A 12482-nucleotide genomic window follows, 5' to 3' on the forward strand; every position below is an offset into this window, starting at 1 on the left:
GACCCGGATCGACGTCGAGGGCGCGCTGGAGATGCAGGCGGCGACGGAAAGCTCCCTGCCCGCCGACGTCGCGGTGCTGTCGGCGGCCGTGGCCGACTGGCGGGTGGACACCGTCGCCGGCGGCAAGATCAAGAAGGGACCGGGCGGCCCGCCGACCCTCAGCCTGATCGAAAACCCCGACATCCTGGCCGGGATCGCCGCGCCGGGACCCAGACGACCCGCCCTGGTCATCGGTTTCGCCGCCGAGACCACCGACCTGGAGGCCAATGCGCGCTCCAAGCTGTCAAGAAAGGGCTGCGACTGGATCGTCGGCAACGACGTCTCGGCCGACGTCTTCGGCTCGGACGGCAACACCGTGCTGCTGGTCACGGCCGGGGCGACCGAAAGCTGGCCGCGTCAGTCGAAGTCCGAAATCGCGCGGGCCCTGGCGCTGCGCATCGCCGACCATCTGTCGAAGGCCTGAGCTCATGACCACCTTGCGCATCCAGCGGCTTCCGCATGCCGAGGGCCTGTCTCTGCCCGCCTATGAGACGTCCGGCTCCGCCGGGATGGATCTGCGGGCTGCGGTGCCGGACGATGCACCGGTGACGCTGGAACCGGGCGCGCGGGCGCTGGTCCCGACAGGTCTCAAGATCGCGCTGGAGCCGGGCTGGGAGGCCCAGGTGCGTCCCCGGTCGGGGCTGGCGCTCAAGCACGGGATCACCTGTCTGAACTCGCCCGGCACGATCGACAGCGACTATCGCGGTGAGGTGGGGGTCATCCTGATCAACCACGGCTCGGAGCCCTTCGTGATCCGGCGCGGCGAGCGTATCGCCCAGATGGTGATCGCGGCGCATGCGCAGGCTGTTGTGGAAGAGGTCGAGACCCTGGATGAGACCGTGCGGGGCGCGGGTGGGTTCGGGTCCACGGGGCGATAGAGCGATTTCGCTTCGGGTCGATACGGTCGACAAAGCGACCTGATTTCAGCCCTCCCCGGACCGCGCAGCCTGCGCGGCCCTGGCGGTGGCGGTGTTGAAAACAGGCCGCCAAACCGCCAAACCGCCAGTTCACCTTCCCGTGCGCCGCGCGATGAACCGGCCCATACGCAACCTCATCGTCGCAACGGAAGCCTCACGGCTGGACATTTCAAAGACCGATCTCAGGACGTGGGGAGGACCCTGATCCAGCGCAAGACCTGAACAGGATTATTTTCCTTCTCCGGTGTCATTTCATTTTGGTCGGCACCCGTCAAAGCTACCGGCCGCAACTGCGAAGATGATGGGCACGATGGGCGCGGAAATGCTTCAGACCGGAGCCGAGGTGCTCTGGATCATCCGTTCCTTGTGCCGGACGCGCTCGCGCCAGACGGTGTAGAGGCCGCTGGCTGCAATGAGGGCCGCACCGGCCAGGGTGTTCATCGTCGGCGTCGTCGCCAGCAGCCACCAGCCGAACAGCACCGCACCGACGATCTGAAGATAGTCGAACGGGGCGATGACCGCGACCGGGGCCTGACGCAGCGAGGCGGTCATGCAGATCTGGGCCAGACCGCCCGCGACGCCCCCGCCGGCCAGCAGGGCCATGACGGCCGGACCGTGCCATGACCCGAAGAACGGCAGCAGCACCGCCCCCACGCCGATGGAGGCGACGAAGAACCAGAAGACGATGGCCGCGACCTGTTCGGTGTCCTTGAGCTGGCGCAGGGTGACCGTGACGCCCGCCGTGCCCAGCGCCCCGACCAGACCCACGGCAACCCCCACCATCGACGGCCCGACGTGCGGCCCCGATCCGCCGTGCAGCACCACCGCCACCCCCACGAAGCCGATCAGCACAGCCGCCCAGCGATGGCGACCCACCGCCTCCTTCAGGATCAGGCCGGACAGCAGGGTGGCGAAGATCGGGGCGGTGAAGCCGATAGTGGTCGCATCGGCCAGGGCCAGCATGCTGAGCGCCTGGAAATTGCACATCAGGGCGCTGATGCCCAGCACGCAGCGGAAGACGTGGACCCCCGGCCGCTGGGTCTTGAGCGAGGCGCCCCCCCCTTGCGTGGTCAGGGCCCAGACCACCACGACCGGCAGGCCGAACAGGGCGCGCCAGAACACCAGCTCGGGCGCCACGACCCCATGCGTCGTCGCCAGTTTGAGCAGGGCAGCCATCACCGAGAACAGCCCCGCCGCCGCGACCCGCAGCGCAATGCCGCCGGCGATGGTGTCGGGATTGTCGCGCTTCAGGTCGGGGGTCGCGGTCGGCATCGGCCGGTGTCTAGACCGTTCGGCGTACGAACTCGAATGCCTGACCGGCTTTTCCGCAGATCGGCGGAGTCGACACCTCTCAGCGACGCTTCAACCCGCCCAGTATGCCCCGCAACAATTCACGGGTGATCGTCGATCCCGCCGTGCGCAGGACCGATTTGGTCAGGGCCTCCATCGGGGTCTGGCGGTTTGAGGCGCGGGGCCTGGCCGGCGCGCGGGTGCGGGCGGTTTCGCGGTCGTAGCGGGCGCGGTCGGCGGCCTGGTCGCGGGCGGCCTTGTCCGCTGCCTTGTCGGCCGCCTTCTGGTCGGCGTCGCGCTGTTTGGCGGCGGCGGCGTCCGCACGCGCCTTCGCCTCGGCGGCCTCGCGGTCGGCCTCGGCGGCACCGGCGGCGGCGTGACGGGCGGCGAGAACCTCCTCGGCCGACTCGCGGTCGATGGCGGCTTCATAGGCGCTCTTGAACGGACTGGCCGCAATGATCGCCGCGCGCTCGAGGTCGGTGGCAGGACCCAGGCGGCTGTCGGGCGGGCGGATCAGGGTGCGGGCCGTGATCGTCGGGGCCCCCTTCTCGTCCAGCAGGGAGACGATGGCCTCGCCGGTGCCCAGAGCCTGGATCGCGTCCTTCGTGTCAAAGGCGGGGTTGGCACGGAAGCTTTCCGACGCCGCCTTCAGGCCGCGCTGTTCGGCGGGGGTGTAAGCGCGAAGCGCATGCTGGATACGGTTGCCGAGCTGCGCCAGGACGCTGTCAGGGATGTCGGCCGGGTTCTGGGTGATGAAATAGATGCCGACGCCCTTGGACCGGATCAGGCGCACGACCTGTTCGATCTTTTCCAGCAGGGGTTTGGGCGCGTCGCGGAACAGCAGGTGCGCCTCGTCGAAGAAGAAGACCATCTTCGGCTTTTCGGGATCGCCGACCTCGGGCAGTTGCTCGAACAGTTCCGACATCAGCCACAACAGGAAGGCGCCGTACAGGCGCGGGCTGTTCATCAGCCGGGTCGAGTCCAGCACATTGACCTGACCCCGACCGTCCGGGGCGATCTGCATCAGGTCGGTCAGCTTCAGCGCCGGCTCGCCGAAGAAGACGTCACCGCCGTCCTGTTCCAACTGCAGGATGGCCCGCTGGATCGAGGCGATGGAGGCGGGGGCCACATTGCCGACCTCGCGCCCGATCACGGCGGCATTCTCACCCACATAGGCCAGCAGGGAGCGCAGGTCGTCGAGGTCGAGCAGCAGCAGGCCCTCCTTGTCGGCGACGTGGAAGGCGACGGCCAGAACCCCTTCCTGGACGTCGTTCAGGTCCATCATCCGGGCCAGCAGCAGGGGCCCGATTTCGGAGATGGTGGCGCGAACCGGGTGGCCCTTCACCCCGTACAGGTCCCAGAACACCACCGGCGCGGCCTTCGGCGCGAGCGTCAGGCCGATGCTGGTGGCGCGGGCCAGAAGCTTTTCGTTCGGCGTTCCGATCTGCGAGATCCCGGACAGGTCGCCCTTCACGTCGGCACAGAAGACAGGGACGCCCGCGTCGGAGAACCCCTGGGCCATGATCTGGAGCGTCACCGTCTTGCCGGTGCCGGTCGCCCCGGCGATGACGCCGTGGCGGTTGGCGCGGTGAAACAGCAGGGTCTGGGCGCTCGCGACATCCCCGTCGTTCGACTGTCCGACGAGAAGTCCGGGAGGGGGCAGGGCGGCGTCGGGCATCAGAAGTCTCCGTTGGAACCTCCGGCTTAGCGCAGCCTTATCCGCCTCTCCAGAGCCAAGGCCGATTGACGGGCCTTCGCGCGCCCATGACAACGGATTCCATGAAAACCCCAGTCGTCGTCCCCAGCCCGACCGTCGCCCGCAACGCCCTGGTCCTGATCGCTGTGGTGGTCACCGCCGCCGCCCTGGTCTGGCTGTCCGACATCCTGACGCCTCTGGCCATGGCCATCTTCCTGCTGATCGTGATCGACGGGGTGAAGCGGACCATCGAGCAGAAGACGCCCCTGCCCCATCGCTGGGCCGGGCTCGCGGCCCTGCTGGTGGTGGTGCTGATCTTCGCCGGTTCGATCGCCATCATCGTCTATGGCGCCGCAGGATTCTTCGGCCAGGCCTCGGGCGTGGCGACCAATATCGGGCCGCGCATCGACCAGATCATCGCCGACGTCTACGGCGTGTTCCGGATCGCCTCCCCGCCGACGGCCCAGGACGTGATCAACGGCCTGGACATCCGCTCCTATCTGGCGAGCGCCGCCGTCCAGGCCCAGGGCGTGGTGTCGGGCGCCTTCTTCGTCCTGGTCTATCTGGGCTTCCTGCTGGCCTCGCAGGGCGGGTTCCGCCGAAAGCTCGTCGCCATGTTCCCGGACGGCGGTCAGCGCGACGAGGCGTTGCAGGTGTTCCATCGCGTTCGCGGTGGCGTCGAGGGGTATATCTGGGTCCAGTCGGTGACGGGGGCGATGATCTGCGTCGCCGCCTGGATCCTGATGAAGGCGGTGGGCCTCCAGAATGCGGAGTTCTGGACCTTCGTCATCTTCATCGTGGGCTTCATTCCCGTGCTGGGCGGGGCCGTGGGCGGACTGGCACCGCCCGTCTTCGCCCTGGTCCAGTTCGAGAGTTACTGGCCGGCGCTGATCCTGCTGGTCGGGCTGCAGCTCATCCTGTTCATCGTCGGCAACATGGTCCAGCCCCGGATGCAGGGCGACAACCAGAACATCGACGCCGTCGCCGTGCTGCTGTCGCTGGCGCTGTTCGGCAAGATGTGGGGCGTGGTGGGGATGTTCCTGTCGACGCCCCTGGCCGTCATGGCCATGGCCATACTGGCCGAGTTCAGGGGCTCCCACTGGATGGCGATCCTGCTGTCAGGGGACGGCAAGCCCTATGCCGCCGAGGAACGCGAGGCTGAAACCCGAAGGACCCGCAAGCGCGGCGTCGGGTCGCAGGGGCCGGAGTCGAAAGCCTGATCCTTCGCCCTTGCGACGCCACGATCCGACCCCATCTGGGGGTCTGACGCTGGCCCATCCCCCCTCCGGGCCGGCGTTTACCGACCGGCGCGCCCTCCCCCTCCTAGCGCCGGATCGAGATGAGGCCGTCGGACCCCCCGTCCGGCGGCCTTTTTCGCGCCCACCACCCTGACGTGTTGCAGATTGGTCGCACAGCCTTCCGCGGAGTCAAACCCGCGCGCATCCGTGGGAACAGCGCTGCCGTAGCTCCGTTCATGCGTCCGTCAGGACCGCTCTCCTTATTCACCGATCCACGGGATACGCCACCGCCATGAACCGCTCGACCAAGACGCTCCTGACCGCCGCCGCTGCTGCGGCCTTCTTCGCCTCCGCCGGCGCCGCCTCGGCCCAGAGCGGGATGTGGGGCTATACGCCCGACACCTGGACCGGCCCCTACGTGGGCGCTTTCGGCGGCTTCACCCAGCAGAACGGTGAAGGCAACGAGACCATCCGCTTTGACCGCAACCTGGACGGCAACTATGGCGATCCCGTCCTGCTGGCCGGTGCCGCGCGTGCCGACGCGTTCAGCCCCGGCTTCTGCGACGGCAATGCGGCCAACGCCGTCGCCGCCAGCGGCTGCGACGAAGATGCCGGCGGTACCCAGGGCGGCATCCGCGCCGGTTACGACTACCAGCTCGGCAGCTTCGTCGTCGGTGGCGTGGTCGACTACAGCTTCGTGAACCAGGAAGATTCGGTCACGGGCTTCAGCACCACCCCGGCCTACTACACCTTCACCCGTACGCTTCAGCAACTGGCGGCCGTCCGCGCCCGTCTCGGCTACGCCTATGGCCCGGCGCTCGCTTACGTCACCGGCGGCTATGCCACCGGCGAGCTGGACAACAGCTACATCACCTCGAACGGCGCCAACTCGTTCCGCGCCAGCACCGATGACGACAAGGCTGACGGCTACCAGCTGGGTGGCGGCATCGAATACGCCCTGGCTCCGAACCTGAGCCTGACCGGCGAGTACCTCTATACCTCGCTGGACGCCGGCGACTATGTGATCCGCACCGGCGCGGGCACCGCCCCGGCGACCAACCCCTTCATCCTGGCCCCCTTCACCACGGGCACCGACCAGATCCGGTCGAACTCGCGCTTCGGGATGCACGGCTTCAACCTCGGCATGAGCTACCGCTTCTAGGACCGAACGTGCCGAGCCTGCCGTACCGGCGGGGTCGAAAAACATCGCCGGACTCGCGAAAGCGGGTCCGGTTTTGTTTGTCCGGCCATATTCTCGGCTCTGACGCGGCATAATCCGCCCGGCCTTGCACAGCCCTTGCGAGGCTCTACGGTGTCGTCATCAAAGGCGGCCACAAGAGCCGCGCTTTCCAAGAGACACTGCCCATGTCCGGCGACCTCCGCACCGTCCCTCAGGCGTTTTCGCTGGAGGCGCTGGCGACAGCCTTCCAGGGCAGCGGTGGACCGGACGGGGAGGCGGCACGGTCCTTCCTGGCCCAGGCGCACGAGGACTATGCGGCCGACGAGACGCCCGAACTGGGCGTCACGGCCGTCGCTGCCCTGCTCAGCGCCGTCTGGACCGCCGTGGAGACGCGCAAGGCCGGCCAGGACCCCTCGATCGAAGTTCGCCCCCTGGCCTCGGCGGACGGCACGACGGCCTATGACGTCGTGATCATCCTCCAGGACGACCGGCCTTTCCTGGTGGACAGCGTGATGGGCGAGATGGCCGACGCGGGCGTGTCGGTGCGGGCCCTGTATCACCCGGTCGTCGCGTCCGCCTGCGGGCGGATATCGACCATCATGGTGGTGATCGACCCCCTGCCCGCCGAACGGCGCGAGGTGCTGTCCTCCGAGCTTTCGACGGCCATGACCGACGTGCGGTGGGCCGTGGAAGACCACACCGCCATGTCGGACCTGATGGAGCGGTCGATCGCCCATCTTCAGGCCTGTCCGGGATCAGTGTCGCCCGAGGTTGCGGCCGAGAACATCGCCTTCCTGAACTGGATGCGGGACGACCATTTCGTCTTCCTCGGAGCGCGTGACTACGCCTATCCCCGCACGGCGGACGGCGGCTATGCGGCCGAAGAACCCCTGGGTCAGGTGGCAGAGGGCGTCGGCGTCCTGCGCGACCGCCAGCGGACCGTGCTGCGCCGTACCTCCGAGCCCGCCGTCCTGACCGCCCAGATCAAGCGCCAGATGGATCTTTCCGAGCCGGTGACGGTGGCCAAGGCCAATCTGCGCAGCCGGGTCCACCGCCGCGCCTATATGGATTACGTCGGGGTCAAGCGGTACGGCGAGGACGGCCGGCCGGCCGGAGAGACCCGCTTCGTCGGCCTGTTCACCGCAGAGGCCTATGACCGTGCCGCCTCCGAGGTGCCGCTGGTCCGGCGCAAGGTGGCCAACGCCCTTGAACGGGCGGGCAAGGTCCCCGGCAGCCACAACGAAAAGCGGCTGAAGAACATCCTGGAGAACTATCCCCGGGACGAACTTTTCCAGATCACCGAGGACGAGCTGCTGTCGATCTCGCTCGGCATCCTGCACCTCTATGACCGGCCCCGGATCAAGACCTTCACGCGCAAGGACCCGTTCGACCGGTTCGTCTCGGTCCTGGCCTTCATTCCGCGTGAGCGATACGACGCCTCGGTGCGCGAGCGGATCGGCGCGATCCTGGCCCAGGCATGGGGCGGGCGGATGTCGGCCTGGTATCCGCTGCTGTCGGACACGCCGCTGGTGCGGGTCCACTACATCCTCGGCGTCACGCCCGGCGATCACCCGACGCCCGATCCGGTCGCACTCGAGGCCGCGGTCACCGAGGCCGGACGCAGCTGGATCGACCGGTTCGAGACCGCCGCGCGCGAGGCCGACATCGCCGACGCCGAGATCGGCGCCCTGTCCACCAAATGGGCCGAGGCCTTCGGGGCCGGATATCGCGCCCGCTATGACGCCGCCGAGGCGGTCGCGGACCTACAGGAGATCGACCGGCTGAACGCCGGGGCCGGGGCCGGGGTCGGCGAACCGGTCGCCGTGCGCGCCTTCCGCGTGGCGGGCGACAGCGAACTGCAGTTCCGGTTCAAGCTCTACCATCGCGGCGCGGCCGTGCCCCTGTCCGACGTCCTGCCGATCCTGGCCGACATGGGGCTGAAGACGCTCGAGGAATTCGGTCACGCGATCCGGCCGTTCGGTGATCCGGAGATCCACGTCCACGAGTTCCTGCTGGAGGATCCGCGCGGCGGGTCCCTGGTGTTCGCCGACATCAAGACGCCGTTCGAGACCGCCTTCACTGCGGTCTGGAACAAGACCACCGAGAGCGACGGCTTCAACCGGCTGGTGCTGGAACTCGGCGTCGACTGGCGCGAGGCCGCCCTGGTGCGGACCCTGGCCCGCTATCGCCAGCAGACCGGGCTCGATCCGTCCCAGGCGGTGCAGGAAGAAGCCCTGCGCGACTATCCCGATGTCGCCCGCGCCCTGATCAGCCTTTTCGCCTGCAAATTCGATCCCGCCCACGGTGGGGCCGCCACGACCCGCGAGGCCGATACGGCCGAACTCGTGACAAAGATCACGGCCCTGCTTCAGGACGTGAAGTCGCTGGACCACGACCGGGTCCTGCGCCGGCTGATGCTGCTGATCGGCGCGATCAAGCGGACCAATTTCTACCAGGTCGGAGCGGACGGCGCGCCCAAGCCGCATATCTCGATCAAGATCGCCTCGCGCGAACTCGACGACCTGCCCCTGCCCAAACCCTATCGCGAAATCTTCGTCTGGGCCCCGCACATCGAGGGTGTTCACCTGAGATTCGGACCCGTGGCCCGCGGTGGCCTGCGCTGGTCGGACCGCAGAGACGACTTCCGCACCGAGGTGCTGGGCCTGGTCAAGGCGCAGCAGGTCAAGAACGCGGTCATCGTGCCCGTCGGCTCCAAGGGCGGCTTCTTCCCGAAATATCTGGCCGGACTGGTCCGCGCCGGGGCCGATCGCGATGCGCAACAGGCCGAGGCCATTCGCGCCTACAGGACCTTCCTGTCCGGCCTTCTGGACATCACCGACAATATCGCCGCCGACGGGTCGGTGATCCATCCGGCCAATGTCGTCGCCTGGGAAGGCGATGATCCCTATCTGGTCGTCGCGGCCGACAAGGGGACGGCGACCTTCAGTGACATCGCCAACGGCGTCTCGGCCGACTACGGCTTCTGGCTGGGCGACGCCTTCGCCTCGGGTGGGTCGATCGGCTACGACCACAAGGCCATGGGGATCACGGCGCGCGGTGCCTGGGAGGCGGTCAAGCGCCACTTCCGCGAACTGGGCCACGACATCCAGAGCCAGCCCTTCACCTGCGTCGGCGTGGGTGACATGTCGGGCGACGTGTTCGGCAACGGCCTGTTGCTGTCAAAGGCGACAAAGCTGGTCGCCGCCTTCGATCACCGCGACATCTTCATCGACCCGACGCCCGATCCGGCGACGTCATGGGCCGAACGCAAGCAGATGTTCGACCTGCCGCGCTCGTCCTGGCAGGACTATGACAAGGCCCTGATCTCCGAAGGCGGCGGCGTCTTCTCGCGTCAGGCCAAGTCGATCGCCCTGACGCCCCAGATCAAGACCCTGCTCGACATCGCCGAGGACAGCGTCGATCCCGTTACCCTGATGCGGGCGATCCTCAAGGCAAACGCGGACCTGCTCTATCTCGGCGGCATCGGCACCTATGTGAAGGCCCCGACCGAGACCGATGCCCAGGTCGGCGACAAGGGCACCGACGCCCTGCGGATCGACGCCACGGAACTGAGGGTCAAGGTGGTGGGCGAGGGCGCGAACCTCGGCTTCACCCAGGCGGGACGCATCGCCTTTGCCGCAAACGGCGGGCGGATGAACACCGACGCCATCGACAACTCGGCCGGCGTCGATACCTCAGACCACGAGGTCAACATCAAGATCCTGGTCGGGTCGGCCGTGACCAACGGCGTCCTGCCGGCCGATGAGCGCAACGACCTGCTGGCCTCCATGACAGACGAGGTCGGCCTGAAAGTGCTGGCTCACAACTACGACCAGACCCTGGCCCTGACCCTGCAACAGGCGGAAGGGCCCGGCGGGCTCGACGCCCAGCAACGGTTCATGCAGTCGCTGGTCGCGCGCGGCAAGCTGGATCGCAAGGTCGAGGGCCTGCCCGGCGACATCCAGATCGGCGAGATGCGGGCGACAGGAAAAGCCCTGACCCGGCCCGAACTGGCCGTGCTGATGGCCTATGCCAAGCTGGAACTGGCCGACGAGATCGTCGCCTCCGATGCGCCCGAGGATCCGTTCTTCGAGGAAACCCTGGTCCGCTACTTCCCCGAACCGCTCGCCCGGTTCGAGGACCAGATGAAGGGCCACCGGCTGCGGCGCGAGATCGTGGCGACGGTGCTGTGCAACGAGATCGTCAACATGACGGGGCCGACCTTCCCCGATCGGCTGCGGTCTGCGGCAGAATGCGACACCACCGCCTTCGTCGTCGCCTTCGAGGCGGCGCGGCGGGTATTCCGGCTGGACGAGGCCTGGGACGCGGTCAATGCGCTCGACCTCAAGGTCCCGGCCGAGACCCAGACGGCGCTCTATCGCGAGATCGCGGTCGTGCTGCGTCGCCAGACCTTCTGGCTGGCGCGGCGGGCGACCCGCGAGGGGGCGACCGTCCAGGGGCTGATCGACACCTATCGTCCGGCCGCCGATGCGCTGAGGGCCGATGGCGGGGCGGTGCTGTCGCGGTTCGAGCAGGACCGGTTGACCAAGCGCACGGACAACTTCGTCGCCGGCGGAGCACCCGAAGAGCTGTCACGCACCGTGGCCCTGATGCGGTCGCTGGTCTCGACCCTCGATATCGGCGATCTGGCGGGCGAATCCGCCTGGTCCGAGGCCGGTATGGCGCGGCTGTATCACCAGGTCGGCGCGGCGTTCGAGTTCGACCGGCTTCGGGCGGCGGCCGGGTCGATCCCGTCCAACGACCATTTCGACCGTCTGGCCGTGCGTCGCCTGATCGAGGACCTGATGAGCGAACAGGTCGCCCTGACCCGCGCGGTGGCCAAGGCGTCGGAACCCTCGGTCGGTGCCGCCGAAGCGACGGCCGAGGCCGCCGTGGATGCCTGGATCGGGTCGCGGCAGAAGATGGTCGACGCCCTCCGCGCCTCGGTCGACGAGATCGACGCCTCGGGTGCCGGCTGGACCTTCGCCAAGCTGACCATCGCCAACGGCGCGATCCGGGGTATCGTCAGTTCCGCGACTTGAGAGACGGCGCGTGATCAGGTGATTGGTGCTAGTGCTGGTGAGCCAGGATGAGCGTGGCTGTCTTGCTCACTAATCACAAGCACTAGCACTCGAAACAGGCGCGATCTCAACGCGCAGGTCAGGTTGGGGAGCCGATATGCCACGCAAATTCCTGGTCGTCGTCGACGACAGTCCCGAGTTCGAGGCGGCCCTGCGCTATGCGTCGCGTCGGGCCCGCTCGACCGGGGGGCGGGTGGTCATGCTGCGCGTCATTCCCGACACCTCCGACGAGCACTGGTCGGGGGTGCGCGAGGAGATCCAGCGCGAGCAGCGGGCCGAGGCCGAGGCTCTGCTCAACACCCTGGGGGCCGAGGCCCAGGAACGCTCTGGGGCCCAGCCGGTCTTCGTCATCGAGGAAGGCGACCCCCAGGCGGCGATCCGCAAGGTCGTCGGGGCCGATCCCGAGATCAAGATCCTGGTCCTGGCCTCGGCCGGCGGCGGCAAGGCCTCGGGGCCCCTGGTCTCGGCCATGCTGAAACAGGGTGCCGCCTTCACCGGGCGCAAGCTGCCGGTGACCATCGTACCCGGCGAGCTGACCGACAGCGAGATCGAGGATCTGGCCTAGCACCGGGCGCCCGACGCTTGGCCCCCGCCCCGGTCGCTGCTAACCCTCGCGCATATTAAGAAGGAACCTCCACCATGGCCACCGAATCCGCCTGGACCATGCCCAAGGGCGAACTGATGAAGGGCAAGAAGGGCCTGATCATGGGGGTGGCCAACGCCAACTCGATCGCCTGGGGTATCGCGAGCCAACTGGCCGCCCAGGGCGCCGAACTGGCCTTCACCTATCTGGGCGAGGGACTGGAGCGCCGCGTGCGCCCGCTGGCCGAGAGCGTGGGCGCCAAGCTGCTGATCCCCGCCGACGTCACCGACGACGCCTCGATGGACGCCGCGTTCGAGGCGCTTGAGAAGGAATTCGGCACGATCGACTTCGTCGTCCACTCGGTCGCCTTCGCCAACAAGGACGAGCTCAAGGGATCGTTCATCGACAACACGACCCGCGACAGCTTCCTGCTGGCCATGAACATCAGCTGTTTCAGC

Annotated in this window: 9 protein-coding genes; 7 read left to right on the top strand and 2 right to left on the bottom strand. The window is 67.9% G+C overall.

What is annotated here, in order from left to right; all coding sequences use genetic code 11:
- Positions 1-463, top strand: a 463-nt coding sequence (locus ACILQR_RS12330; RefSeq protein WP_395651700.1) for a phosphopantothenoylcysteine decarboxylase, incomplete at its 5' end; no start/stop codon positions are given.
- 4 nt (positions 464-467) lie between these two features.
- Positions 468-917 (top strand): dUTP diphosphatase, encoded by a 450-nt coding sequence (gene dut, locus ACILQR_RS12335; RefSeq protein ID WP_395651701.1) that lies wholly within the window; start codon positions 468-470, stop codon positions 915-917.
- A 366-nt stretch (positions 918-1283) separates the two neighbouring features.
- Here the strand turns inward: dut and ACILQR_RS12340 are convergent, their stop codons facing one another.
- Together ACILQR_RS12340 and ACILQR_RS12345 are read right to left on the bottom strand one after the other, a co-directional pair.
- The gene (locus tag ACILQR_RS12340) at positions 1284-2228 is read right to left on the bottom strand and encodes a DMT family transporter (RefSeq protein ID WP_395651702.1); all 945 of its coding nucleotides are present in this window, start codon (positions 2226-2228) and stop codon (positions 1284-1286) included.
- A 79-nt stretch (positions 2229-2307) separates the two neighbouring features.
- A complete protein-coding gene (locus ACILQR_RS12345; RefSeq protein WP_395651703.1) occupies positions 2308-3924 on the bottom strand; it encodes a helicase HerA-like domain-containing protein in 1617 nt (538 codons plus the stop codon).
- Positions 3925-4025: 101 nt separating this feature from the next.
- On the opposite strand from ACILQR_RS12345, the gene ACILQR_RS12350 reads away from it, so the two are divergent.
- The 5 genes from ACILQR_RS12350 to ACILQR_RS12370 all read left to right on the top strand — a co-directional run.
- The gene (locus ACILQR_RS12350; protein WP_395651704.1) at positions 4026-5162 is read left to right on the top strand and encodes an AI-2E family transporter; all 1137 of its coding nucleotides are present in this window, start codon (positions 4026-4028) and stop codon (positions 5160-5162) included.
- Between the two features lie 310 nt (positions 5163-5472).
- Positions 5473-6342 carry an outer membrane protein gene (locus tag ACILQR_RS12355; RefSeq protein ID WP_395651705.1) on the top strand — a complete coding sequence of 290 codons (870 nt, stop codon included), beginning with the start codon at positions 5473-5475 and terminating at the stop codon, positions 6340-6342.
- A 203-nt stretch (positions 6343-6545) separates the two neighbouring features.
- Positions 6546-11402, top strand: a complete 4857-nt coding sequence (locus tag ACILQR_RS12360) for an NAD-glutamate dehydrogenase (protein ID WP_395651706.1) — start codon at positions 6546-6548, stop codon at positions 11400-11402.
- A 136-nt stretch (positions 11403-11538) separates the two neighbouring features.
- Positions 11539-12006 carry a universal stress protein gene (locus ACILQR_RS12365; RefSeq protein ID WP_395651707.1) on the top strand — a complete coding sequence of 156 codons (468 nt, stop codon included), beginning with the start codon at positions 11539-11541 and terminating at the stop codon, positions 12004-12006.
- Positions 12007-12080: 74 nt separating this feature from the next.
- Positions 12081-12482 (top strand): enoyl-ACP reductase (locus ACILQR_RS12370; RefSeq protein WP_395651708.1); only part of this gene is annotated, 402 nt, incomplete at its 3' end.

Source organism: Brevundimonas sp., assembly GCF_044239655.1.
GTDB lineage: Bacteria > Pseudomonadota > Alphaproteobacteria > Caulobacterales > Caulobacteraceae > Brevundimonas.